The sequence below is a fragment of the Enterobacter chengduensis genome (assembly GCF_001984825.2).
GTDB classification, from domain to species: domain Bacteria; phylum Pseudomonadota; class Gammaproteobacteria; order Enterobacterales; family Enterobacteriaceae; genus Enterobacter; species Enterobacter chengduensis.
On record NZ_CP043318.1, the window covers coordinates 4,319,746 to 4,343,491 of the forward strand.

23 protein-coding genes are annotated in these 23,746 nt (G+C 59.1%); 10 read left to right on the forward strand and 13 right to left on the reverse strand.

The window, feature by feature from the left end:
- Nucleotides 1-96: 96 nt before the first annotated feature.
- Together parC and FY206_RS20895 are read right to left on the reverse strand one after the other, a co-directional pair.
- Nucleotides 97-2,355, reverse strand: coding sequence for a DNA topoisomerase IV subunit A (gene parC, locus FY206_RS20890; RefSeq protein ID WP_077064480.1), 2,259 nt, complete (start codon nt 2,353-2,355; stop codon nt 97-99).
- 117 nt (nt 2,356-2,472) lie between these two features.
- Nucleotides 2,473-2,874 carry a YgiW/YdeI family stress tolerance OB fold protein gene (locus FY206_RS20895; RefSeq protein WP_029485199.1) on the reverse strand — a complete coding sequence of 134 codons (402 nt, stop codon included), beginning with the start codon at nt 2,872-2,874 and terminating at the stop codon, nt 2,473-2,475.
- Between the two features lie 139 nt (nt 2,875-3,013).
- On the opposite strand from FY206_RS20895, the gene qseB reads away from it, so the two are divergent.
- From qseB to FY206_RS20915, 4 genes are all read left to right on the forward strand, one after another.
- The gene (qseB, locus tag FY206_RS20900) at nt 3,014-3,673 is read left to right on the forward strand and encodes a quorum sensing response regulator transcription factor QseB (RefSeq protein WP_032642053.1); all 660 of its coding nucleotides are present in this window, start codon (nt 3,014-3,016) and stop codon (nt 3,671-3,673) included.
- Nucleotides 3,670-5,007, forward strand: coding sequence for a quorum sensing histidine kinase QseC (qseC, locus tag FY206_RS20905; RefSeq protein WP_032642054.1), 1,338 nt, complete (start codon nt 3,670-3,672; stop codon nt 5,005-5,007). Before qseB ends, qseC begins: the two co-directional genes overlap by 4 nt.
- 105 nt (nt 5,008-5,112) lie before the next feature.
- A complete protein-coding gene (locus tag FY206_RS20910) occupies nt 5,113-5,694 on the forward strand; it encodes an NAD(P)H-dependent oxidoreductase (protein ID WP_032642056.1) in 582 nt (193 codons plus the stop codon).
- A gap of 31 nt (nt 5,695-5,725) precedes the next feature.
- A complete protein-coding gene (locus FY206_RS20915) occupies nt 5,726-6,040 on the forward strand; it encodes a putative quinol monooxygenase (RefSeq protein WP_032642059.1) in 315 nt (104 codons plus the stop codon).
- 84 nt (nt 6,041-6,124) lie between these two features.
- On the opposite strand, the gene FY206_RS20920 is transcribed toward FY206_RS20915, so the two are convergent.
- Genes FY206_RS20920 through FY206_RS20940 form a run of 5 tightly spaced genes read right to left on the reverse strand, consistent with a single transcriptional unit; the run spans nt 6,125 to nt 10,786 of the window.
- A complete protein-coding gene (locus FY206_RS20920; protein ID WP_077064482.1) occupies nt 6,125-7,000 on the reverse strand; it encodes a MurR/RpiR family transcriptional regulator in 876 nt (291 codons plus the stop codon).
- Complete coding sequence (locus FY206_RS20925) at nt 6,997-7,947, reverse strand: iron-siderophore ABC transporter substrate-binding protein (RefSeq protein WP_032642697.1); 951 nt, start codon at nt 7,945-7,947, stop codon at nt 6,997-6,999. The genes FY206_RS20920 and FY206_RS20925 overlap by 4 nt, the downstream gene beginning before the upstream one ends.
- 9 nt (nt 7,948-7,956) lie before the next feature.
- Nucleotides 7,957-8,997 (reverse strand): FecCD family ABC transporter permease, encoded by a 1,041-nt coding sequence (locus FY206_RS20930; RefSeq protein WP_032642064.1) that lies wholly within the window; start codon nt 8,995-8,997, stop codon nt 7,957-7,959.
- Nucleotides 8,994-9,977: a FecCD family ABC transporter permease gene (locus tag FY206_RS20935; RefSeq protein WP_032642065.1), complete on the reverse strand. Its 984-nt coding sequence runs from the start codon at nt 9,975-9,977 to the stop codon at nt 8,994-8,996. The genes FY206_RS20930 and FY206_RS20935 overlap by 4 nt, the downstream gene beginning before the upstream one ends.
- A complete protein-coding gene (locus tag FY206_RS20940; protein ID WP_032642067.1) occupies nt 9,974-10,786 on the reverse strand; it encodes an ABC transporter ATP-binding protein in 813 nt (270 codons plus the stop codon). Before FY206_RS20940 ends, FY206_RS20935 begins: the two co-directional genes overlap by 4 nt.
- A gap of 386 nt (nt 10,787-11,172) precedes the next feature.
- Here FY206_RS20940 and FY206_RS20945 point away from each other — a divergent pair, with 386 nt between their 5' ends.
- Nucleotides 11,173-13,314: a TonB-dependent siderophore receptor gene (locus tag FY206_RS20945; protein WP_032642069.1), complete on the forward strand. Its 2,142-nt coding sequence runs from the start codon at nt 11,173-11,175 to the stop codon at nt 13,312-13,314.
- A 126-nt stretch (nt 13,315-13,440) separates the two neighbouring features.
- On the opposite strand, the gene parE is transcribed toward FY206_RS20945, so the two are convergent.
- From parE to nudF, 5 genes are read right to left on the reverse strand one after another with little or no spacing between them, the layout of a single operon-like run.
- Nucleotides 13,441-15,333, reverse strand: a complete 1,893-nt coding sequence (gene parE / locus FY206_RS20950; protein WP_032642071.1) for a DNA topoisomerase IV subunit B — start codon at nt 15,331-15,333, stop codon at nt 13,441-13,443.
- 28 nt (nt 15,334-15,361) lie between these two features.
- A complete protein-coding gene (gene yqiA, locus FY206_RS20955) occupies nt 15,362-15,943 on the reverse strand; it encodes an esterase YqiA (protein ID WP_008502976.1) in 582 nt (193 codons plus the stop codon).
- Entirely contained in the window at nt 15,943-16,770 is an 828-nt protein-coding gene (gene cpdA, locus FY206_RS20960; RefSeq protein ID WP_032642074.1) for a 3',5'-cyclic-AMP phosphodiesterase, read from the reverse strand. Before cpdA ends, yqiA begins: the two co-directional genes overlap by 1 nt.
- Before the next feature lie 27 nt (nt 16,771-16,797).
- Complete coding sequence (locus FY206_RS20965; RefSeq protein WP_003862516.1) at nt 16,798-17,220, reverse strand: DUF1249 family protein; 423 nt, start codon at nt 17,218-17,220, stop codon at nt 16,798-16,800.
- Nucleotides 17,217-17,849 carry an ADP-ribose diphosphatase gene (nudF, locus tag FY206_RS20970; protein ID WP_008502974.1) on the reverse strand — a complete coding sequence of 211 codons (633 nt, stop codon included), beginning with the start codon at nt 17,847-17,849 and terminating at the stop codon, nt 17,217-17,219. Before nudF ends, FY206_RS20965 begins: the two co-directional genes overlap by 4 nt.
- Before the next feature lie 205 nt (nt 17,850-18,054).
- On the opposite strand from nudF, the gene tolC reads away from it, so the two are divergent.
- The 5 genes from tolC to FY206_RS25675 all read left to right on the forward strand — a co-directional run bounded on the left by tolC (nt 18,055) and on the right by FY206_RS25675 (nt 22,813).
- Nucleotides 18,055-19,533: an outer membrane channel protein TolC gene (gene tolC / locus FY206_RS20975; RefSeq protein ID WP_032642076.1), complete on the forward strand. Its 1,479-nt coding sequence runs from the start codon at nt 18,055-18,057 to the stop codon at nt 19,531-19,533.
- A gap of 190 nt (nt 19,534-19,723) precedes the next feature.
- Nucleotides 19,724-20,392 (forward strand): DUF1190 family protein, encoded by a 669-nt coding sequence (locus tag FY206_RS20980; protein ID WP_032642078.1) that lies wholly within the window; start codon nt 19,724-19,726, stop codon nt 20,390-20,392.
- 2 nt (nt 20,393-20,394) lie between these two features.
- On the forward strand, nt 20,395-21,555 hold the full coding sequence (locus FY206_RS20985; protein WP_032642080.1) for a glutathionylspermidine synthase family protein: 1,161 nt from the start codon (nt 20,395-20,397) through the stop codon (nt 21,553-21,555).
- A 125-nt stretch (nt 21,556-21,680) separates the two neighbouring features.
- Nucleotides 21,681-22,427: a helix-turn-helix domain-containing protein gene (locus FY206_RS25670; RefSeq protein WP_080283015.1), complete on the forward strand. Its 747-nt coding sequence runs from the start codon at nt 21,681-21,683 to the stop codon at nt 22,425-22,427.
- A complete protein-coding gene (locus tag FY206_RS25675; protein WP_050488820.1) occupies nt 22,412-22,813 on the forward strand; it encodes an integrase core domain-containing protein in 402 nt (133 codons plus the stop codon). Before FY206_RS25670 ends, FY206_RS25675 begins: the two co-directional genes overlap by 16 nt.
- 119 nt (nt 22,814-22,932) lie before the next feature.
- On the opposite strand, the gene ygiD is transcribed toward FY206_RS25675, so the two are convergent.
- Nucleotides 22,933-23,721, reverse strand: a complete 789-nt coding sequence (ygiD, locus tag FY206_RS21000; RefSeq protein WP_032642083.1) for a 4,5-DOPA-extradiol-dioxygenase — start codon at nt 23,719-23,721, stop codon at nt 22,933-22,935.
- Nucleotides 23,722-23,746 lie beyond the last annotated feature (25 nt).

Here is a 23,746-nt window from a genome sequence, read left to right on the forward strand (position 1 = left end):
GAGCGCGTATTGTTAATCGCAACGCACGAATTAACAACGATTTTACGGGAAATTTTCTTGAAATTCCCCCTCCGGACAGAGGGGGATAACACGACATTACTCTTCGCTGTCACCCGCCGCGCCGCGTGCAGGAGAGTCAATCTCCACGCGGTCGATGCGCTGCAGGCCGCGCATCAGCGAGCCGCGACGACCGCGCTCGCCCACCACCTTCTGCAGCTCTTCCGGACGAAGCTTGATTTTGCGCTTGCCGACGTGAATGGTCAGCGTGCTCTGCGGCGGGAGGAGGAAGAGGTGCGCCAGGCTATCTTCGCCTTTCGCGGCCTCCGCCGACGGGATGTTGACGATCTTGTTGCCCTTGCCTTTCGACAGCTCCGGCAGATCGCTGACCGGGAACATCAGCATACGACCGGCGGTGGTGATCGCCAGCAGCATGTCGCTTTCGTTCTCAATCACCAGCGGTGCCATCACGCGGGCGTTGTCCGGCAGGCTAATCAGCGCCTTACCCGCACGGTTACGGGAAACCAGATCGTTAAAGGTACAGATAAACCCGTAGCCCGCATCGGACGCCAGCAGCAGCTTCTGGTCATCGGCTTCCATCAGCATATGGTCGACCGTCGCGCCCGGCGGCAGCGTTAGTTTGCCGGTGAGCGGTTCGCCCTGCCCGCGCGCGGAAGGCAGCGTGATCGGGTCAATGGCGTAGCTGCGGCCGGTGGAGTCAATGAACGCCACCGGCTGGTTGCTCTTGCCTTTCACCGCCGCTTTGAAGCTGTCGCCCGCCTTGTAGCTGAGCCCCGGCGCGTCGATATCGTGGCCTTTGGCGCTGCGCACCCAGCCGCTCTGCGACAGGACAATGGTCACCGGCTCGGACGGCTGCATGTCGTGCTCGTTCATCGCCTTCGCTTCTTCACGCTCGTGCAGCGGAGAACGACGGTCGTCGCCAAACGCGTCGGCATCGGCCTGCAGCTCTTTCTTCAGCAGGGTGTTCATCTTGCGCTCGGACGCGAGGATCGCCTGCAGCTGATCGCGCTCTTTTTCCAGCTCGTTCTGCTCGCCGCGGATCTTCATCTCTTCCAGCTTGGCGAGATGGCGCAGCTTCAGCTCGAGGATCGCTTCGGACTGGGTTTCGCTGATGCCAAAACGCGACATCAGGGCGGGCTTCGGCTCGTCCTCGGTACGGATGATCTCAATCACCTCGTCGATATTGAGGAACGCCACCAGCAAACCTTCAAGGATATGCAGGCGCTTAAGCACTTTCTCGAGACGATGGTTCAGACGACGGCGGACCGTATCGCGGCGGAACGTCAGCCATTCGGTGAGGATCTCCAGCAGGTTTTTCACCGCCGGGCGTCCGTCGAGGCCGATCATGTTCAGGTTGATGCGGTAGCTTTTTTCCAGATCGGTGGTGGCGAACAGGTGGTTCATCACCTGCTCCATGTCCACGCGGTTGGATCGCGGCACAATCACCAGACGGGTCGGGTTCTCGTGGTCGGATTCGTCGCGCAGGTCGTCCACCATCGGCAGCTTTTTATTGCGCATCTGGGCGGCGATCTGCTCCAGCACTTTGGCACCGGAAACCTGGTGCGGCAGCGCGGTGATGACCACGGCGCCGTCCTCTTTATTCCACACCGCGCGCATGCGCACGGAGCCACGGCCGTTCTGGTAGATTTTGCGGATTTCCGCGCGCGAGGTGATGATCTCGGCTTCGGTCGGGTAGTCCGGCCCCTGCACGATATCCAGCAGCTCGTCCAGCGAGGTTTTCGGCTGCTCAATCAGGGTGATGGCGGCTTTCGCCACTTCACGCAGGTTGTGCGGCGGAATGTCCGTCGCCATACCGACCGCGATCCCGGTGGTGCCGTTCAGCAGGATGTTCGGCAGACGCGCAGGCAGCATCTTCGGCTCCTGCAGCGTACCGTCGAAGTTTGGCACCCAGTCAACGGTTCCCTGACCCAGCTCGCCCAGCAGCACTTCGGCATATTTAGACAGGCGGGATTCGGTATAACGCATCGCCGCGAAGGATTTAGGATCGTCCGGCGCGCCCCAGTTCCCCTGCCCGTCCACCAGCGGATAGCGGTAAGAGAACGGCTGCGCCATCAGCACCATCGCTTCATAACAGGCGCTGTTGCCGTGCGGATGGTATTTACCCAGCACGTCACCGACGGTACGGGCGGATTTCTTGAACTTGGCGGTGGCGTTCAGCCCCAGCTCGGACATCGCATAGACGATGCGGCGCTGAACGGGCTTCAGGCCATCTCCGATAAACGGCAACGCCCTGTCCATGATGACGTACATGGAGTAGTTCAGGTAGGCGTTTTCCGTGAATTCATGTAGCGCGAGGCGCTCTGCCATATCGCTCATTACGTGTGATTCCTCAACTCAGAAACCGAAGGGTTCCAGGCAATATTGCCGCAGATACTACCTCATCTGACGAATTGAGTCACAAAGAAAAGGGCCGCACAGGCGGCCCTTTTCGGGTTATTTGTTCAGCTTGATGACCTGCTTCACGTCGATTTCAAACTCGTTCCAGTCTTTATCGACTTTACCCTGGAGTTCGACCTTATCCTGCGGGCTAACGGTCACGCCGTTCCAGCGCTTGTGGTCAATCTCAACCACCACCGTGCCGGTTTCATCGCGGAAGGTGTAGCGGTCATCGGACAGGCGCTCGGTGATATTCCCGCGCAGCTTCACCCAGGCATCGTCCTTCAGATCCTTTACTTTTGCCGCCGTCGTCAGGTTGGCGTTGTTATCCACAAAACCGCCCTGCTGGGTTTGCGTCTGGGTCGCGGTTGCGGACGGGCCGTTAAATCCGCCCTGCGCGGCAAAAACAGGGGCAGTGGTCATCATCATGATGGCAGCAAGTGCAGCGAATTTTTTCATCTTAATCTCTCCCTTTAATGTGGTTTCGCGGTCCATTTAACAGGGTAATCCTTAACAACTTCTTAAGGGGAAAATTTATTTATTTTTTCTGTACAGCGCACGGGCGCAGGAGGTTTACTGGCGGCATCAAGGAGGGAATATGCGCATTTTACTGGTAGAAGACGACAGGTTAATCGGCGACGGCATCAAGGCGGGTTTAGGCAAAATGGGCTTTAGCGTGGACTGGTTTACCGACGGCAAAACCGGTCAGGCTGCGCTTTCGTCTGCGCCCTATGATGCCGTGGTGCTGGATCTGACGCTGCCGGAAATTGACGGGCTGGAGATCCTGCGCGCCTGGCGCGAGAGCGGGCGCAGCGAGCCGGTACTGATTCTGACGGCGCGGGATGCGCTTAGCCAGCGCGTCGAGGGGCTGCGTCTCGGCGCGGATGATTATCTCTGTAAGCCGTTCGCGCTGATCGAAGTGGGTGCCCGCCTCGAAGCGCTGGTCCGCCGCAGCCACGGCCAGGCGCGCAGCGAGCTGCGCCACGGGAAGGTGACGCTCGATCCGACCCGTCTCATCGCCACGCTGGACGGCGAGCCGCTGACGCTCAAGCCGAAAGAGTTCGCCCTGCTGGAGCTGTTGATGCGCAACGCGGGCCGGGTGCTGCCGCGCAAGCTGATCGAGGAAAAACTCTATACCTGGGACGACGACGTCTCCAGCAACGCGGTAGAAGTCCACGTTCATCACCTGCGCCGCAAGCTCGGCAGCGAGTTTATCCGCACCGTGCACGGCATCGGCTATACGCTGGGGGATGCATGAAACTGAGCCTGAAGCTGCGCCTGACGCTTCTCTTCCTGCTGCTCTCGCTGACGGCCTGGTTTGCCGCCAGCCTGGTGGCCTGGCAGCAAACGACCCACAAGCTCGATAAGCTGTTCGATACCCAGCAGATGCTGTTTGCTAAACGGCTGCTGACGATGGATCTTAACGAGATCCGCGCCCCCGAACGCATGCGTGAGATCCCCAAAAAAGTGAAGCACGGTCGTCTGGATGATGACGCGCTGGCTTTCGCCATTTACGCCGTCGACGGCAGGATGCTCCTGAACGACGGGGAAAACGGCCGCGATATCCCGTATCACTATCGCCGTGACGGCTTTGACGACGGACGGCTTCAGGATGATAACGACGAATGGCGCTTTTTATGGCTGACCTCGCCAGACGGGAAATACCGCGTAGTGGTCGGCCAGGAGTGGGAGTACCGCCAGGACATGGCGCTGGACGTGGTCAGCTCGCAGCTCACGCCGTGGCTGGTGGCGCTGCCCGTCATGCTGCTGTTGCTGATCCTGCTGTTGAGCCGGGAGCTGAAGCCGCTGAAAAAGCTGGCGCAGACCCTGCGCTCCCGCTCGCCGGACGCCACGGATGCGCTGCCCCTTGAGGGCGTCCCCACGGAAGTGCGCCCCCTGCTCGACGCGCTGAATCATCTCTTCGCGCGTACCCAGGAGATGATGACCCGCGAGCGCCGCTTCACCTCTGATGCCGCCCACGAGCTGCGCAGCCCGCTGGCGGCCCTGAAGGTGCAAACCGACGTGGCGCAGCTCTCGCAGGACGATCCGCAGGCGCGGGAAAAGGCGCTGATGCAGCTGCACGCGGGGATTGACCGCGCTTCCCGTCTGGTGGACCAGCTCCTCACCCTGTCGCGTCTGGACTCGCTCGATAGCCTCGACGGTGTGGAACAGATCGCGATGGCCGATTTGCTCCAGTCCGCGGTAATGGATATCTACCCTCCGGCGCAGCAGGCGGGCATTGATATGCGTCTGAACCTCAACGCGCCCGGGGTGACGCGCACGGGACAGCAGCTGCTCCTGAGCCTGCTGGTGCGCAACCTGCTGGATAACGCGATTCGCTACAGCCCGCGCGGCAGCGTGGTGGACGTGACGCTGGACGCGCATCGCTTTACCGTGCGCGACAACGGCCCGGGCATTTCGTCCGACGCGCTGGCGCGCATCGGCGAGCGCTTTTACCGTCCGCCGGGCCAGGATGCCACAGGCAGCGGGCTGGGGTTATCCATTGTGAAGCGCATCGCCGCCCTGCACGGGATGCACGTCGCGCTGGGCAATGCCCCTGAAGGCGGTTTTGAAGTGAAGGTCAGCTGGTGAGGGATTATTGCTTCTAGCGCAAAAGACTTTGCACATTTTGCTCATTTTTCCGCTCCGTCCTCGCGCGTAGAATACCCGCCATACTCTCATCATCGAGGACAAATAATGAGCAACATTCTGATTATCAACGGTGCAAAAGAATTTGCGCACTCTAAAGGCCAGCTGAATGACACCCTGACCGAGGTCGCGGACGGTTTCCTGCGCGACGCCGGGCATGATGTTAAGGTCGTGCGTGCGGACAGCGAGTATGACGTGAAGGCCGAAGTGCAGAACTTCCTGTGGGCCGACGTGGTGATTTGGCAGATGCCGGGCTGGTGGATGGGCGCGCCGTGGACCGTGAAAAAATACATGGACGACGTGTTCACCGAAGGTCACGGTTCGCTCTATGCCAGCGACGGTCGTACCCGTTCTGACGCCTCCAAAAAATACGGTTCCGGCGGCCTGATCCAGGGTAAAAAATATATGCTCTCCCTGACCTGGAACGCCCCGCTGGAAGCCTTCACCGCGAAAGACCAGTTCTTCGAAGGCGTGGGCGTGGACGGCGCCTACCTGCCGTTCCACAAGGCGAATCAGTTCCTGGGCATGGATCCGCTGCCGACCTTTATCGTCAACGACGTGATTAAAATGCCTGACGTCCCGCGCTATATCGCAGAATATCGCAAGCATCTCGCGGAAATTTTTGCTTAACTGGTAGCCTGGAATTAAAGGAGTAGTCAACATGCTTACCGTAATCGCAGAAATCCGTACTCGTCCAGGTCAACATCACCGTCAGGCGGTGCTGGATCAGTTCGCGAAAATTATCCCGACCGTACTGAAAGAAGAAGGCTGCCACGGCTACGCGCCGATGGTGGATGCCGCCACTGACGCCAGCTTCCAGGCGACCGCACCGGACTCGATCATCATGGTTGAGCAGTGGGAAACCGTCGCGCATCTTGAAGCGCACCTGCAGACCGCGCACATGAAAGCGTGGAGCGACGCGGTGAAAGGTGACGTGCTGGAAACCCACATCCGTATTCTGGAGCAAGGGGCGTAAGTTTCCCCTCACCCCAGCCCTCTCCCGAAGGGAGAGGGAGAACAAATCCAGGCCCGGTAAGCGCTCGCGCCACCGGGCTTTGTTTTAGCTGCTCTTCTTCCCCGGCTTTAACCCGCGATGTAGCTCGTTGATGCGCTTCATCGACTTGATGGTGCGCTGCGGCTCGGTGGAGGCGACGGATAAAATAATCATCTCCAGACACAGCAGCACCGTGCCGTGGAGCGGGATTTTGCCCTTTTCGCCGCCGCGCGGAACGTGGATGACCACGCTGGCCTCCTTGCTGAAGCGCGAATCGAGGGCATTGGTCAGCAGGATGGTGGGGATCCCCAGACGTTTTGCTTCACGGAGCGTGGTTTGCCCTTCCCGATGCGCGGATTTCTGCGCCATCATCACCAGCACGTCGCCGCGCTGAAGCGCAATCAGCTGCTCGGCAAGCCCGATTCCGGTCCGGTTAAGCGGCGTGGCGGGTAACCCCATGCGGCTGAACAGCCTGGCGGTGTACTCGGCCAGAATGCCGGAGGCGCCAATGCCAAAGATGGCGACCTGCCTCGCCTGCGCCAGCAGCGAGACCGCCTGCGCCATCGCGAAGCGGTTGTGGGGCTCGGATAACACCTCGCAGGTGTGCTGATGTCCCTCCAGCACAAAATCAATGCTCGCGTTCACGTCGCTGGCGAGCGTGTTCACCGTAGTGGAGATCTTTTCACTGGAGGTGACCACCGGACCAAACCACTGCTCCAGCGTCTGCTTGAGGTCGCGCAGCCCGGCGAAGCCCAGCGCCTGAATGGCGCGAACGACGGTGGCATCCGAGGTTTTCAGCAACGTCGCGATCTCCATCGCCGTCTGCTCCATTACCGCTTCACGATTCTCGTTGATGTAGCGCGCCACCTGCAGCACCCGCGGCGTCAGCTGGTGCGCTCGCGAGCGGAGGCGGTCGCCAAAGACGTCGACTTTTCGACTCACCGTGATGCCTCCGGCAGCGGACGCCCGGCAATCTGCGACTGCACCTGCGCGGCCATCAGCCCTAAAGACGCGAACGAATTCGAGATCGCCTCTTCACGCGAGATCAGCACGTAATGCCCGGTGCGGCAGGCGTTCAGGAACTGGCACCAGCCCGGCATGACCGCATCCATCGCCGCCAGCTCGTCCTGCGGTTTACCGCCCGTATCCCCGCGCCAGGTGGCGAAGACGAAATCGGCGTCCAGCTCCGGCAGGCGCTCGGCGCTGACGTCAATCCGTCCGCCCTCCGGAATGGACTCAATCAGCGGCGGGAATTTGAATCCGGCGTCGCGCAGGACGCGGCCCAGCGAGTGGTAGCTGTGCATGGCGTTGATTTTCCCCTGATTGGCCTGAATCACCGACACGGAAATTTTGCGCGTGTCGAGGGTCGCCTTCAGCGCCTTGATCTGCTCCTGATAGCGGCGCTCCAGGATTTTTAGCCTTGCCTGCGTGCCCGTGAGCTGCGCCAGCTTGCGGTAGATCTCCGGCGCGCCGCCGTCGAGATGATCGATGCTCACCGTCGGGGCAATTTTCGCCAGCTGTTCCACCGGGGTGTTGCGCGTCGGCTCGGTGATAATCAGGTCAGGCTTCGCGGCGGCGATGGCCTCTATGTCGATATCCGCCGTGCCGATAAATTTGATGTCGGAATTATCAAAGTCGACGCCGGTCAGCATGCCGCTGGAGCGCAGAAAGTGGCTGCCGTCCGGCCTCGTGCGGCCATGGCTCGCCACCGGCGGCACGCCAAGCTCAATCAGCGGAATGGTGATATCCAGATCGTGTAACGAGACGATCCGCTTCGGGTGCTCCGGCACCGCCACCTTGCGGTTAAGATCGTCGGTAAACGTCCGGGTCGGCTCCGCCGCGCTCGCCGCAAAGCCCACCAGCAACAGCATCGAAAACAGTACGCGCATCATAGTCCCCTAAAATCTGTCCCGACGCTGCCAGAGCAGCAGCAGGAAAAACGGTCCGCCAATCAGTGAAATCACAATCCCCGCCGGCAGCTGCAGCGGGAGGAATGCCAGGCGTCCGACGTTATCCGCCAGCAGCACCAGCAGCGCGCCCAGCACGGCGCTTCCCGTCAGGAGCGCGGTTTGCCCGCCGCGCAGCAGCAGGCGCGCCATGTGCGGGGCAATCAGCCCCACGAAGCCAATGCTGCCCACGCAGGAGACGCAGGCCGCCGTCAGCACCACCGGGGCGAGAACCCGCAGCAGCGCCAGCCGGGTTGTGCGCACGCCGAGGCCCGCCGCGGCGTGGTTGCCGAGCAGCGCCACGTCCGCAGCCCGGGCGGTAAAGATCAGCAGCGCAAACGCGGGGGCGGCCCAGAGCGCGGCCAGGCCCACCAGCGTCCAGCTAGCCGCGTGCAGGCTTCCCGCCAGCCACAGCATCGCCGTCTGCACGTCGCGCACGTCGGCGGTGGTCATAAAAACGCCCATTGCCGCAGCGAAGGCCCAGGACACGCCGATGCCGATCAGGATGAACCGCGGGCGCGAGATGTCGCGCGCCAGGGCAATCACCAGCAGCGCGGTGAGCAGCCCGCCGGCCATGCCGACCAGCGGTCGCCAGGCCAGGCCCAGCGCCGGAAACTGAAAAATCAGCAGCAGTACCGCCGCGCTGCAGCCCTCCTTCACGCCGATTAGCCCCGGATCGGCCAGGCCATTGCGTGTGATTGACTGCATTGCCGCTCCCGCCATGCCGAGCATCGCGCCGCACAGCAACGCCATCAGCAGGCGCGGCAGGCGGATATCCATCACGATGTAGCGCGTCTCCGCCGTCAGACTTTCAGGCGAAAAAAGCGCGCGCCCGATGGCGGAGGCGGGAATGGGTAATGAGCCGTGCGTCAGGCCAAAAACGGTCAGCACGCAGGCCGCCAGCATCAGCACGGCCAGACACGCCAGCGCTTTTGGACGAACCAGCGTCGAGCAGGCACCCACGCGTAACGCACGCAGCCCGGCCCGGTTCATTTGAACATCCTCGCGGCCATCAGGATGAACACGGGGGCACCGACCAGGGCCGTCATGATGCCGGTTGCCAGCTCCCAGGGCGTAAACAGCGTGCGGGCGGCGATATCCGCCAGCAGCAGAATCAGCGCGCCGCACAGGGCGGACAGCGGCACCATCACGCGTAAATCGACCGACGCCAGACGGCGAATAAGCTGCGGCACGACCAGGCCGATAAAGCCAATCGGCCCGGCGATTGAGACGGCCGCACCGCAGAGCAGCGCGATGGCCAGCAGGGCGAGCAGGCGGGTTTTCAGCAGCGACACGCCGAGCCCCTGCGCCATTCGGTCTCCCAGCGCCAGCATGTTGAGCGAGGGCGACAGCCCGACAGCGAGAACAAACCCGGCGGCTGCAGACCAAAGCGCCCCCTGAAGCGTCTGCACGCTGACCCCGGCCAGATCCCCCGCCAGCCAGGTGCGCATGGCGAGCAGCGTCTGCTCATCAAGGATTAATACCGCGGCGGTAATCGACGAGGCAAACGCCGACATCGCCACGCCGTACAGGGTGATCTTCATCGGCGTAAGCCCGGTGCGGCCGGACGAGGAGAACGTCAGCACCAGCAGAAACAGCGCGGCGGCACCGGCGGCGGCAACGAGCGGGCGGCCATACGGCAGCGACAGCCCAAGCGCGCTCGTCAGTACCACCGCCAGCGCCGCCCCGGCGTTGAGCCCCAGAATATGCGGCTCGCCGAGCGGGTTGCGAATCACGGACTGCAGCAGGACGCCCGCGACGCCGAGCGCGGCGCCGGTTACCGTCGCGGCGCAGAGGCGCAGCAATCTGAGTTTGATAATGACGTTATGGTCGAAATTGCGCGGGTCGAAATGAAAGAGTGCCTCTACCACCGTCTGCGGGGCGATAAAGCGTGCGCCGATCCCAAGATGCAGAATCGCACCCAGTGCCAGCAGCAAGGCGAAGAGCAGGAAGGCCAGAGAGGAGCGCATCATGGCTGAAGGGTACTCTGGCGAAACGGCATAAAGAACGGCTTGCCGGTCAACGGGTTAATGGACATATGCACGTCGACATCAAATACCGCTTTAATCAACTCAGGCGTGCAGACGTCGCCCTCATGCAAGACGCCTTCCACTTTCCCCTGACGTAAAAAGACCAGCGAATCGCCGTAGTTCACGGCGAAGTTAAGGTCATGCAGCACCACCACGACGGTACGCCCGTGCTGGCGGGTCAGGGTATGCAGCAGTTCCAGGATCTCCACCTGGTAGCGGAGATCGAGGAAGGTTGTCGGTTCATCCAGCAGGATATAGGGCGTCTGCTGCGCCAGCGCCATGGCGATCCAGCAGCGCTGACGCTGGCCGCCGGACAGGCTCTCCACCGGCATATGGGCAAACTCCGCCGTGCCGGTGAGGCGCAGCGCCTCTTCCACCGCCCGCTCGTCCTCGTCGCTCCACTGGCGCATGAAATTTTGCCAGGGAAAACGCCCGCGCGAGACCAGTTCAAAAACGGTTAACCCTTCCGGCAGCAGCGGAGACTGCGGGAGAATGCCAAGATGACGGGCGACCGCTTTGGTCGGCTGCGCATGAATGACTTTGCCATCAAGCAGCGCGGCTCCCCCCAGCGGCTGGAGCAAGCGCGCGATAGTGCTCAACAGCGTGGATTTGCCGCAGCCGTTCGCCCCTACCAGCACCGTCATTTTCTGCTGAGGGATGGCCAGAGAGATATCATCAACGATGATTTTTTTTTGATAGCCCGCAGAGAGGTTCTCCAGAACCAGTCCCGGTTTTTGAGTGTTGTGAGCCACGTGAACGCCAACGTAATAAAAAACAGCAATAAATATAAATAAAAATCATTCTCTTTTGAGAGTTTGACGCCCCGCCATGTAGTAGTCAAGAGAAGAAACACCCTGAAAAAACCAGGGATAAGCCAGAAGGAAGAGGGACAAAGGAACGCTTAAAAATTCATTATTTTTAATAAGTTAAACATCATGCCGTTGCGCTTATATTCACGGCTTAATCCTGTAGCCGATTTTTTCTTTTTTCCATTTACTACTACATTCGCACATGATTGAATGATTCTCAATTACATGTTCGATGCCGGTTCTGGCTAACGAGCAGACCATTAAGGGCAATGACTCACACATTTTTCTGCGAAACGTCATTCGCGGGATATTTCGGGATAACAGATGTAATGGCTACGTTCACACCTTCACTCTCTGGGGTAAAAGGGCGCGCGCTCTTTTCACTGCTGTTCATGGCGCCGCTGGCGCAGGCAGCAGACGCCAATGCGGCTAAGGACGGCGAAACGCTTACCGTCACCGCCAATCCAAATACGACGGTGGAGGCCACCAACGGCTATCAGCCGTTGAATACCTCCACCGCGACGCTGACCACCATGCCGATGCTGGATATCCCGCAGGTGGTGAATACCGTCAGCGATAAAGTGCTGGAGGATCAGCACGCCACTACGCTGGATGAAGCGCTCTATAACGTTAGCAACGTAGTGCAGACCAACACCCTGGGCGGCACGCAGGATGCCTTCGTGCGCCGCGGGTTTGGCGCGAACCGCGACGGCTCGATCATGACCAACGGTCTGCGCACCGTCCTGCCGCGGAGCTTTAACGCTGCCACCGAGCGCGTGGAGGTGCTGAAAGGCCCGGCCTCAACGCTGTACGGCATTTTAGACCCGGGCGGCCTGATTAACGTCGTCACCAAACGTCCGGATAAGACCTTCGGCGGCTCGATTTCCGCCACCTCCTCCAGCTTTGGCGGCGGCACCGGACAGGTTGACGTCACCGGCCCGATTGACGGCACGCGCCTGGCTTATCGCCTCACGGGCGAGTATCAGGACGAGGATTACTGGCGTAATTTTGGCAACGAGCGCAGCACCTTTATTGCCCCGTCGCTCACCTGGTTTGGCGACGATGCCACCGTGACCGTGCTCTATTCGCATCGCGACTATAAAACGCCGTTCGATCGCGGCACGATCTTCGACCTCAACACCAAACAGCCGGTGAACGTGGATCGCAAAACCCGCTTTGACGAGCCGTTTAACATCACCGACGGGCAGTCCGATCTCGCCCAGCTTAACGCGGAATACCGCCTTAACAGCCAGTGGACCGCGAAGTTCGACTACAGCTACAGCCAGGACAAGTACAGCGATAATCAGGCCCGCGTGATGGCCTATGACTCAAAAACCGGCAACCTGACCCGCCGCGTGGATGCCACCCAGGGGTCGACCCAGCGCATGCACTCGACGCGAGCGGATCTGCAGGGGAACGTGGACATCGCGGGCTTTTACAATGAGATCCTGACCGGCGTGTCGTATGAGAATTACGATCTGCTGCGCACGGACATGATCCGCTGCAAGAACGTGAAGGACTTCAATATTTACAACCCGAGCTACGGCAGCCTCGGCAAGTGCACTACCGTCTCGCCATCCGACAGCGATCAAACCATCAAGCAGGAGAGCTACTCCGCCTACGCGCAGGACGCGCTGTACCTGACCGATAAGTGGATCGCCGTCGCCGGGCTGCGCTATCAGTATTACACCCAGTACGCGGGGAAAGGCCGTCCGTTTAACGTGAACACCGACAGCCGCGACGACCAGTGGACGCCGAAGCTGGGGCTGGTCTATAAGCTCACCCCGGCGGTCTCGCTGTTTGCCAACTACTCCCAGACGTTTATGCCGCAGTCGTCCATTGCGAGCTACATCGGCGACCTGCCGCCGGAAACGTCGAACGCGTATGAAATCGGCGCTAAGTTTGACCTGTTCGACGGCATTACCGCCAACATCGCGCTGTTTGATATCCACAAGCGCAACGTGCTGTACACGGAGAGCGTAGGCGATGAAACCGTCGCTAAAACCGCGGGCCGCGTGCGCTCTCAGGGCGTGGAGGTCGATCTTGCCGGATCGTTGACCGAGAACACCAACATCATCGCCAGCTACGGCTATACCGACGCGAAGGTGCTGGAAGACCCGGACTACGCGGGCAAACCGCTGCCGAACGTGCCGCGCCATACCGGCTCGCTGTTCCTCACCTACGATATTCATAATGCGTTTGCCGGGAATACCCTGACGCTGGGCGGCGGCGGGCACGGCGTGAGCCGTCGCTCAGCAACCAACGGTGCGGATTATTATCTGCCGGGCTATTTCGTGGCGGATGCGTTTGCGGCGTACAAGATGAAGCTGCAGTATCCGGTAACGCTGCAGGTCAACGTGAAGAACCTGTTTGACAAGACCTACTACACGTCGTCCATTGCGACCAACAACCTGGGCAACCAGATCGGCGACCCACGCGAAGTGCAGTTTACGGTGAAGATGGAGTTTTGATCTCAGTGCGGGGTGTTCCCCTCACCCTAACCCTATCCCCATAGGGGCGAGGGGATCGATCGTAGGCCCGGTAAGCGCAGCGCCACCGGGCAAAAAAAAGCCCTGCATCGCAGGGCTTTTTCAGCATCAGGCCTCAATATCCGCCATATCGCCCTTCTCCTGCAGCCAGTTACGTCGGTCTTCCGAACGTTTCTTGGCAAGGAGCATATCCATCATGGCGTTGGTCTGCTGTTCATCTTCGTCGCTGATGGTCAGCTGCACCAGACGGCGGGTATTCGGATCCAGCGTCGTTTCGCGCAGCTGCATCGGGTTCATCTCGCCCAGCCCTTTAAAGCGCTGCACGTTAGGCTTGCCCTTCTTACGCTTCAGCTGCTCCAGCACGCCCGCTTTCTCTTCTTCGGTCAGCGCGTAGTAAACCTCTTTGCCGAGGTCGATACGGTACAGCGGCGGCAGCGCCACGTGGACGTGACCGTTTTTCACCAGCGTGCGGAAGTGCTTCACAAACAGCGCGCACAGCAGCGTGGCGATGTGCAGACCGTCGGAGTCCGCATCCGCGAGGATACAGATCTTGCCGTAGCGCAGCTGGCTCAGATCGTCGCTGTCCGGATCGATACCGATCGCTACGGAAATATCATGCACTTCCTGCGAAGCCAGCACTTCATCTGAAGAGACTTCCCAGGTGTTCAGGATCTTACCCTTAAGCGGCATGATCGCCTGATATTCACGATCGCGCGCCTGCTTGGCCGATCCGCCCGCCGAGTCCCCTTCCACGAGGAACAGCTCGGTACGGTTGAGATCCTGCGCGGTGCAGTCCGCCAGCTTGCCCGGCAGCGCGGGGCCGCTGGTCAGCTTTTTACGCACCACTTTCTTGGCGGCACGCAGACGTCGCTGGGCGCTGGAGATCGCCATTTCAGCCAGCATCTCCGCCGCCTGAACGTTCTGGTTCAGCCACAGCGTAAACGCATCTTTCACCACGCCGGAGACGAACGCCGCGCACTGGCGTGACGACAGGCGCTCTTTGGTCTGGCCGGCAAACTGCGGGTCCTGCATCTTCACGGAGAGCACGTAGGCGCAGCGGTCCCAGATATCTTCCGCCGACAGCTTCACGCCGCGCGGCAGAATGTTGCGGTATTCGCAGAACTCGCGCATCGCATCCAGCAGCCCCTGGCGCAGGCCGTTGACGTGAGTACCGCCGAGCATGGTGGGGATCAGGTTAACGTAGCTTTCCGTCAGCAGCTCGCCGCCTTCCGGCAGCCACAGCAGCGCCCAGTCAACCGCTTCGGTGTCGCCGCTAAAGTTACCCACGAACGGTTTTTCCGGCAGCGTCGGCAGGCCGTTGACCGCTTCGCACAGGTAGTCGTTCAGACCATCGGCGTAGCACCAGCTTTGTTCAGTGTTATTAACGTGGTCTTTAAAGGTGATTTCCACGCCCGGACACAGCACCGCTTTCGCTTTCAGCAGGTGCGTCAGACGAGAAACGGAAAAACGCGGGCTGTCGAAGAAGCTCTCGTCAGGCCAGAAGTGGACGCTGGTGCCGGTGTTGCGTTTGCCGCACGTGCCGACAACCTGCAGATCCTGCACCTTCTCGCCGTTTTCAAACGCGATGTTATAGATCTGACCGTCGCGACGGACGTTCACCTCCACGCGTTTGGACAGGGCATTCACCACGGAAATGCCCACGCCGTGCAGGCCTCCGGAGAACTGGTAGTTCTTGTTGGAGAACTTACCGCCCGCGTGCAGACGACAGAGGATCAGCTCAACGGCCGGGACGCCCTCTTCCGGGTGGATATCCACCGGCATGCCGCGCCCGTCGTCGATAACTTCCAGCGACTGATCGGCGTGCAGGATAACGTCGACGCGTTTGGCGTGTCCCGCCAGCGCTTCGTCCACACTGTTATCAATAACTTCCTGGCCCAGATGGTTTGGGCGCGTCGTATCGGTGTACATCCCCGGGCGGCGGCGAACCGGCTCAAGCCCGGTGAGGACCTCAATGGCATCAGCGTTATAGGTTTGCGTCATGATTTAAACTAGCAATTCGCATTGATTGTCAGTGGCTGTGCAGTCCAAGAAAATCGACAATCTGGGTGAAATGATTCTCAAAGCCCGTGAAAGCATGGTTTCCGCCCTCTTCTATAGTCTGGCGGCAGGAGGCGTAATACGCCACTGCCTGGCGGTAATCCAGCACTTCATCACCCGTCTGCTGCAGCAGCCAGATGAGATCCGGCGCCTCAAGCGGGTCGACCTGCATAACTTTGAGATCGTAAATATGGCGTGACTCTAGCACATATTGCTGGCCGGTGTAGGGGTTCTCGTTTTCGCCAAGAAAGTCCCGCAGCAGCTCAAATGGCCGTACCGCCGGATTCACCACCACGGCGGGCAGCATGAAGCATTGCGAGAGCCAGGTGGCGTAGTACCCGCCCAGCGATGAACCGACCACGCCGAACGTTTCGCCGCCGTGCGCAAGCACGATAGATTCCAGCATTTCCGCGGCCTCCGCCGGGTACGGCGGCAGCTGCGGGATAATCATCTCGACGTCGGGGTGATGCTCGCTCAGCCACTGGCGAAACTGTGTCGCTTTTGCGGAGCGCGGCGAGCTGTTGAATCCGTGCAGATAAAGGAGCGTAGACATCAATAGCCTTCTGAAGCGGTGTCCGGGCGGAACTGTGCACCGGTCAAACGGCAGACCTCCGTGGTCAGCGTGCCGTCGGCATGCAGTTCCAGCCAGCGCCAGCCTGGCGCGATGGTGTCCAGCGTAAAGTTGGCGCAGTGCGGCTTAAACTGCACGCAGGTTGACGGCGTCGCCAGCATGCGGCGCCCGTTCCAGTCGAGATCCTGTTCCTGATGGATATGCCCACACAGCAGGTTTTTCACCCGCGGGAACTTCGCCAGCACGCGATCCAGCGCCGCGGAGTTGCGCAGGCTGTGCTGATCGAGCCAGCTGCAGCCCGCCGGCAGAGGATGATGATGAAGCAACAGCAGCGTGTGACGTTCAGGTTCAGCAGCCAGTTTGGTCTCCAGCCAGTCGAGCTGAAACTCGCTTAACTCACCGTGCGGAACGCCAAACACCTGGCTGTCCAGCAGCAGGATCTGCCACTGCTCACCCGCAAAAACACATTTCGCCGGAGAAATCCCCGCATCCTGCAGAGAGCCGTACATCGCGGGCTGGAAATCGTGGTTGCCCGGCAGCCAGACGCAAGGCGCGCTAAAGCTCGCGATGCCTTCAGCAAAATGCTGGTAGGCCGCGGAAGATTGATCCTGCGCCAGATCGCCGGTTGCGACAATCAGATCGCATGCACGATGTTCAGCGTGAATGGCGCTCAGTACCGCCTGATAACTCTCCCAGGTATTGACCCCCAGCAGCGTTTCATGCTTTTCGGCAAAAAGGTGGGTATCGGTGATTTGTAATATCCTGACTGGCGCCCCACCAGCAACAGTCAGGTTCAACAGGCTTTCCAAATGGTGTCCTTAGGTAGGTTTATGACGCTAACAAACCGGAATCGCCATTGCTCCATGTGCTAAACAATATCTTAGCCAGTCGGCTAAAAACTGGTTAATTTGATGCTTTTCGTCGCGTTGATGCAACTTTTTATTCGGGTAATCATACCGCGCCTTGAAGCGAAAGATCTGCTGGCTCGAACACACTTCAGCGACCATCGCGTCATGATAGAGACGCACCGTCATTGACGGCAGGCTCCAGTAGCTAATGCTGGGCGCCGTTTGTTCAATTTCGACCAGCGTAGTGTAGCGCGTTGATTCTGTTATCGTTAATCGATACTGCGCGTTGCTCACCTGATAGCTTACCGTTTCGCCGGGTGCGTCGTTTCTCGGCAGCAGGCGGCGCAACTGTGCGAAATTGGTTTCGCACAGGCGCATCATTTCTGGGAAGTCAGGCGTATAGCGCTTCATTTTTTCCACTCGTTTCGTAATGTCTGATAATGCAGCTGCAGCCATTGCAGGGCGATGACAGACGCTGCGTTGTCGATTTTCCCCTCTTCTACCCACTGGTAAGCCTGTTCCCGGCTTACCACATGAACCCGAATATCTTCGTTTTCATCAGCCAGACCGTGAATGCCTTCTGCGGTCGTGGCGTCCACTTCGCCCACCATAATGGATAAGCGTTCGCTGGTGCCTCCCGGGCTTGCCAGATAGCTCAACACCGGTTTGGTGCGACCGACCACCAGCCCCGCCTCTTCAAGCGCCTCGCGCCGGGCGACGTCTTCAACCGTCTCGCCTTCTTCGATCATCCCGGCCACCATCTCCAGCAGCCACGGGCTCTCGCTGACGTCGTACGCGGCGATGCGAATCTGCTCCACCAGCACAACTTCATCACGCACTGGGTCAAAGGGTAGCAAGACTGCAGCATGCCCGCGCTCAAAAATTTCGCGTCTGATTTCGCCGCTCATTTCCCCGTTAAACAGGCGATGCCTGAAACGGTAAAGATCCATTGAAAAAAAACCGCTATAAAGCGTTTCTCGTGCAATAATTTCTACATCGTTTTTGGCGAATGTCACGGGCAACTTTTCTGGTTTTTGCATGAGTCGAGTCCTGGTAGCAATGGTGATGAAATTGTGAATTTCAAGGCTGTTTGGCTGCCGTTTGTAAGGCTATATGGTAGATTGGTGCAAATTACCGCCAGATGGCACGTAACGCCAACCTTTTGGTGTGGATGATTCTGTTAGAATCGGCAATTATTTTTTTAATTAGATCAGCGCTAATACTGCTTCACAACAAGGAATGCAAATGAAGAAATTGCTCCCCATCCTTATCGGCCTGAGCCTGACGGGCTTCAGCGCAATGAGCCAGGCGGAAAACCTGTTACAGGTCTACCAGCAGGCACGTCTGGGCAACCCTGATTTACGTAAATCAGCGGCCGATCGTGATGCTGCGTTTGAAAAGATTAACGAAGCGCGTAGCCCACTGCTGCCGCAGTTAGGTTTAGGTGCAGATTATACCTACAGCAACGGTTTCCGCGACGCTAACGGCGTAAACTCCAATGCTACCAGCGCCTCACTGCAATTAACACAGACGCTGTTTGATATGTCCAAATGGCGTGCCCTGACCCTGCAGGAAAAGAGCGCGGGTATCCAGGATGTGACCTATCAGACCGATCAGCAGACGCTGATCCTGAACACGGCCACCGCGTACTTTAACGTGCTGAGCGCCATCGACGCGCTCTCCTACACCGAAGCGCAGAAACAGGCGATTTACCGTCAGTTAGATCAAACCACCCAGCGCTTCAACGTGGGCCTGGTGGCGATCACCGACGTGCAGAACGCCCGTTCACAGTACGACACCGTGCTGGCCAACGAAGTGACCGCGCGTAACAACCTGGACAACGCCTTAGAATCGCTGCGTCAGGTCACCGGCAACTATTACCCTGAGCTGGCGTCCCTGAACGTCGACAGCTTCAAAACGGATAAGCCGCAGGCCGTTAACGCCCTGCTGAAAGAGGCGGAAAACCGCAACCTGAGCTTGCTGCAGGCGCGTCTGAGCCAGGATCTGGCACGCGAGCAAATTCGCCAGGCGCAGGACGGCCACCTGCCAACCCTGAGCCTGAGCGCGTCTACCGGCGTCTCTGATACCACCTATAGCGGCTCTAAAACCAATACGTCCCAGTATGACGACAGCAACTTAGGCCAGAACAAAGTGGGCCTGAGCTTCTCCCTGCCGCTGTATCAGGGCGGCCAGGTCAACTCTCAGGTGAAACAGGCGCAGTACAACTTTGTTGGCGCGAGCGAGCAGCTGGAAAGCGCCCACCGCAACGTGGTGCAGACCGTACGTTCTTCCTTCAACAACGTGAACGCCTCTATCAGCAGCATCAACGCCTATAAACAGGCCGTTGTGTCTGCACAGAGCTCTCTGGACGCGATGGAAGCGGGTTACTCGGTCGGTACGCGTACGATTGTTGACGTGCTCGACGCCACCACCACGCTGTACAACGCGAAGCAGCTGCTCTCCAGCGCGCGCTACCAGTACCTGATTAACCAGCTGAACATTAAGCAGGCTCTGGGTACGCTGAACGAGCAGGATCTGCAGATGCTGAACAGCGCGCTGGGCAAACCGGTCTCCACCTCTCCGGACAGCGTTGCGCCGGAGAACCCGCAGCAGGTTGCCGCGGTTGATAACTTCAACGCTAACGGCAGCGCCCCTGCGGCACAGCCTGCCGCCGCGCGCACCACCGCGCCTGCCAGCAAAGGCAACAATCCGTTCCGTAACTAAGAGCGTCATCAGGCCCACTGCGGCTTGATGCCCTCACCCCGGCCCTCTCCCACAGGGAGAGGGAGCATCTGAATCACATCCGAACGTAAGCCAACGTAAAGATCCCCCTGATTCCGCCCCTCTTCGCTTCATTTTCAACCACTCATCCTCTATCCTGAGCGTTATTACCACTGGGTCCTGGAAGACAAATATGAAACGGACAAAAACGATTAATCACGCGTCGTTCCGCAAAAGCTGGAATGCGCGTCACCTCACCCCTGTCGCGCTGGCGGTTACCGCCGTCTTTATGCTGGCAGGCTGTGAGAAAAACGACGAAACGGTTTCCCTGTATCAAAACGCGGACGACTGCTCTGCCGCCACCGGTAAAGCGGCCGAATGTAAAACGGCCTACACGAGCGCGCTGAAAGAAGCGGAACGCACCGCGCCGAAGTATGCCTCGCGCGAAGACTGCGTAGCGGAGTTTGGCGAAGGTCAGTGCCAGCAGGCACCGGCGCAGGCCGGCACCGCGCCTGAAAATCAGGCGCAGGCACAGTCCAGCGGCAGCTTCTGGATGCCGCTGATGGCCGGCTACATGATGGGCCGTCTGATGGGCGGCGGCGCAGGCTACCAGCAGCAGCCGCTGTTTAGTTCGAAAAACCCGGCCAGCCCGGCTTACGGTCAATACACCGATGCCAGCGGTAAAGGCTACGGCGCAGCGACGCCAGGCCGTACCGTGACCGTGCCGAAAACGGCGATGGCGCCCAAGCCTGCGACGACCAGCACCATCACCCGCGGCGGGTTTGGTGAGTCCGTGGCGAAACAGACCAGCATGCAGCGTAGTGCATCAGGCACCTCCTCTACTCGCTCAATGGGCGGCTGATCATGGAACGAGTCAGTATCACCGAGCGTCCGGACTGGCGCGAAAAAGCCACCGAGTACGGTTTTAACTTCCACACCATGTACGGCGAACCGTACTGGTGTGAAGATGCCTACTACAAGCTCACGCTCGCCCAGGTTGAAAAACTGGAAGAGGTGACGGCCGAGCTGCACCAGATGTGCCTGAAAGTGGTGGAGAAAGTCATCGACAGCGACGAGCTGATGGCCAAATTCCGCATTCCAAAGCACACCTGGAGCTTTGTCCGTCAGTCGTGGAAAACGAATCAGCCTTCGCTTTACTCTCGCCTGGATCTGGCGTGGGACGGCAAAGGTGACCCGAAGCTTCTGGAAAACAACGCCGATACGCCAACCTCGCTGTACGAAGCGGCGTTCTTCCAGTGGATTTGGCTGGAAGACCAGGCCAATGCCGGAAACCTGCCGGAAGGCAGCGACCAGTTCAACAGCCTGCAGGAAAAGCTGATCGAGCGCTTCGCCGAGCTGCGCGAACAGTTTGGCTTTAACCTGCTGCATCTCGCCTGCTGCCGCGATACGGAAGAAGACCGCGGCACGGTTCAGTATCTCCAGGACTGCGCCGCCGAAGCGGAAGTGGCGACCGAGTTTCTCTATATCGAGGACATCGGCCTGGGTGAAAAAGGCCAGTTTACGGATATGCAGGATCAGGTCATCAGCAACCTGTTCAAGCTCTATCCGTGGGAATACATGCTGCGCGAAATGTTCTCCACCAAGCTGGAAGACGCTGGCGTACGCTGGCTGGAGCCGGCCTGGAAGAGCATCATCTCCAATAAAGCCCTGCTGCCGATGCTCTGGGAGATGTTCCCGAATCATCCGAACCTGCTGCCCGCCTACTTTGCGGAAGACGATTATCCGCAAATGGAGAAATACGTCGTTAAGCCGATCTTCTCCCGCGAAGGCGCCAACGTGTCGATTATCGAAAACGGTAAGACGCTGGAAGCGGTCGAAGGGCCGTACGGCGAAGAAGGGATGATCGTCCAGGCGTTCTGGCAGCTGCCGAAGTTTGGCGACAGCTATACGCTGATTGGCAGCTGGCTCATCAACGACCAGCCGGCCGGGATCGGCATTCGCGAAGATCGCGCGCTGATCACGCAGGATCTGTCACGGTTCTATCCGCATATTTTTGTGGAGTAAGACTTGCCCGGTGGCGCTAGGTATGAACCGGCAACATGGGTAACACTTTAGACCGGATACATGGGTAACAGTTATAACTGGCATAGAAGAGGAGACTCACTATGCCCTGGACTGAGACCTGACCTATGCAACGTCTTGATTTTATCCGTGCCTGCCATGCAGGTACGGACTCCTTCTCCGCGCTTTGCCGCCTTTTTGGCATCAGCCGTAAAACCGGCTATAAATGGCTTCAACGTTTTGACCCTTCTGACCTCTCATCTCTCTCTGACCGGTCGCGCGCCCCACGCTCCCGTTCCCGGACGGTTCCTGATGATGTCGTCGGTCACCTCACTGCCCTGCGTCAAAAACACCCTGACTGGGGCCCGAAAAAACTGCGGATGTGGCTGCTTAATCATCACGTCGATTTTACCGTTCCTGCTGCCAGCACTATCGGCGATATCCTCAAGCGTGAAGGCCTGGTTCCGGATAAAAAGCGAAAACGCAGGACCCCGGGTAATCGCCAGCCTCTGACCGTCATCAGCGAGAACAATCAGGTCTGGAGCGCTGATTTTAAAGGCAAGTTCAGGCTGCTGAGCAGAGAGTACTGCCATCCCTTCACGCTAACCGACAATCACAGCCGGTATCTGCTGAGCTGCCGGGGAACACACCGGGAGAGTGAACCCTTCGTCAGAGAGTGCCTGACAGAGGCGTTCCTGGAATACGGTCTGCCGGAAGTGCTCAGAACCGATAATGGTCAGCCCTTCGCGGGAACAGGGATAGCCGGATTAAGTCGTCTTGCCGTCTGGCTAATCAAGCTGGGTATCAGGCCGGAGCGTACAGAAAGGGTCATCCGGAAGAAAATGGACGCCATGAGCGGATGCACCGTTCCCTGAAAAGTGCGGTGAAACAGGGCAACACCTTCATGACGATGGAAGAACAGCAGCGGTGGTTCACTGATTACCGGGAAGAATTTAACCACGAAAGGCCGCATGAAGCACTGGCGGGTGCAACACCCGGAACGGTATGGCAGCCCTCGGACCGACGCTGGGATGGCCGTGTGCCTGAATATGCTTATCCGGAAGGATGTGCAGTCTACAGGGTAAAATCGAGGGGTACACTCTATATGGGGAAAAAGGGGACGGTATTCCTGAGTGAAGCGCTTACTGATGAGTACATCATGCTGGAAGAACAGGATGATGGCCTTGAGGCCATCATCTTTAACGGAATAACGCTTGCGTACTACGACCGAAGAACCCAGAGTGTGATCCGGATAGACTAAAAGTGTTACCTATGTTCCCGGTCTGATCTGTCACCTATGTATCCGGTCATACACTACGCTTACCGGGCCTACACGCGACACGTAGGCCGGGTAAGGCAAAGCCGCCACCCGGCATGTTTTTACCCAATCTGCACCGACAGCATACTCAGACTCCCCATCTCGATACCATCGACCGGGATCGTAACCGGTTCCTGACCATTCCACGCGCCAAGCACGTACAGCAGCGGCAGGAAGTGTTCCGGCGTTGGGTTAGAGAGCGAACCGCCTTCGTGATCCAGGTAATTAACCAGCGGATGCGCTTCAACCGGGCCTTGCCAGGTCAGGTTTGCCTTAACGTAGTCGTTAAAAGAGGTTGCCCACGGGTACGGCGTGTTCTCACCGTGCCAGCGTGCGGTACGCAGGTTGTGCACCACGTTGCCGCTGGCAATCAGCATAATGCCTTCATCACGCAGCGTCGCCAGCTTGCGGCCCATCTCCAGATGCCAGGCGGCTGGCTTAGTGCTGTCGATGCTGAGCTGCACCATCGGGATATCCGCATCAGGATACATCTTAATCAGCACGCCCCACGAGCCATGGTCAAAACCCCAGGCTTCTTTATCGAGCGCAACCGGCACGGGAGCCAGCAGCTCCACCAGCCTCTGAGCCAGCTCAGGCGAGCCGGGAGCAGGATAGTGCGTGTCGTACAGCGCCTGGGGGAAGCCGCCAAAATCATGAATAGTTTTCGGCGCTTCCATGGCGGTCACGCCCGTGCCGCGGGTGAACCAGTGCGCTGACACCACCACGATCGCTTTCGGACGCGGCAGCGTCTCGCCCAGACGACGCCAGGCACGGGTATAGACGTTGTCTTCCAGAACGTTCATAGGGCTACCGTGACCTAAAAACAGGGCTGGCATACGGGAAGAAGTCATGGTGATATCCTTACAGAAGGTGTCA

What these genes read in the sequence shown, in the direction of transcription:
- parC (WP_077064480.1), bottom strand. Translation starts at nt 2,355, where the DNA reads ATGAGCGATATGGCAGAGCGCCTCGCGCTACATGAATTCACGGAAAAC.
- FY206_RS20895 (WP_029485199.1), bottom strand. Translation starts at nt 2,874, where the DNA reads ATGAAAAAATTCGCTGCACTTGCTGCCATCATGATGATGACCACTGCC.
- qseB (WP_032642053.1), top strand. Translation starts at nt 3,014, where the DNA reads ATGCGCATTTTACTGGTAGAAGACGACAGGTTAATCGGCGACGGCATC.
- qseC (WP_032642054.1), top strand. Translation starts at nt 3,670, where the DNA reads ATGAAACTGAGCCTGAAGCTGCGCCTGACGCTTCTCTTCCTGCTGCTC.
- FY206_RS20910 (WP_032642056.1), top strand. Translation starts at nt 5,113, where the DNA reads ATGAGCAACATTCTGATTATCAACGGTGCAAAAGAATTTGCGCACTCT.
- FY206_RS20915 (WP_032642059.1), top strand. Translation starts at nt 5,726, where the DNA reads ATGCTTACCGTAATCGCAGAAATCCGTACTCGTCCAGGTCAACATCAC.
- FY206_RS20925 (WP_032642697.1), bottom strand. Translation starts at nt 7,947, where the DNA reads ATGCGCGTACTGTTTTCGATGCTGTTGCTGGTGGGCTTTGCGGCGAGC.
- FY206_RS20930 (WP_032642064.1), bottom strand. Translation starts at nt 8,997, where the DNA reads ATGAACCGGGCCGGGCTGCGTGCGTTACGCGTGGGTGCCTGCTCGACG.
- FY206_RS20935 (WP_032642065.1), bottom strand. Translation starts at nt 9,977, where the DNA reads ATGATGCGCTCCTCTCTGGCCTTCCTGCTCTTCGCCTTGCTGCTGGCA.
- FY206_RS20945 (WP_032642069.1), top strand. Translation starts at nt 11,173, where the DNA reads ATGGCTACGTTCACACCTTCACTCTCTGGGGTAAAAGGGCGCGCGCTC.
- parE (WP_032642071.1), bottom strand. Translation starts at nt 15,333, where the DNA reads ATGACGCAAACCTATAACGCTGATGCCATTGAGGTCCTCACCGGGCTT.
- yqiA (WP_008502976.1), bottom strand. Translation starts at nt 15,943, where the DNA reads ATGTCTACGCTCCTTTATCTGCACGGATTCAACAGCTCGCCGCGCTCC.
- FY206_RS20965 (WP_003862516.1), bottom strand. Translation starts at nt 17,220, where the DNA reads ATGAAGCGCTATACGCCTGACTTCCCAGAAATGATGCGCCTGTGCGAA.
- nudF (WP_008502974.1), bottom strand. Translation starts at nt 17,849, where the DNA reads ATGCAAAAACCAGAAAAGTTGCCCGTGACATTCGCCAAAAACGATGTA.
- tolC (WP_032642076.1), top strand. Translation starts at nt 18,055, where the DNA reads ATGAAGAAATTGCTCCCCATCCTTATCGGCCTGAGCCTGACGGGCTTC.
- FY206_RS20980 (WP_032642078.1), top strand. Translation starts at nt 19,724, where the DNA reads ATGAAACGGACAAAAACGATTAATCACGCGTCGTTCCGCAAAAGCTGG.
- FY206_RS20985 (WP_032642080.1), top strand. Translation starts at nt 20,395, where the DNA reads ATGGAACGAGTCAGTATCACCGAGCGTCCGGACTGGCGCGAAAAAGCC.
- FY206_RS25670 (WP_080283015.1), top strand. Translation starts at nt 21,681, where the DNA reads ATGCAACGTCTTGATTTTATCCGTGCCTGCCATGCAGGTACGGACTCC.
- FY206_RS25675 (WP_050488820.1), top strand. Translation starts at nt 22,412, where the DNA reads ATGCACCGTTCCCTGAAAAGTGCGGTGAAACAGGGCAACACCTTCATG.
- ygiD (WP_032642083.1), bottom strand. Translation starts at nt 23,721, where the DNA reads ATGACTTCTTCCCGTATGCCAGCCCTGTTTTTAGGTCACGGTAGCCCT.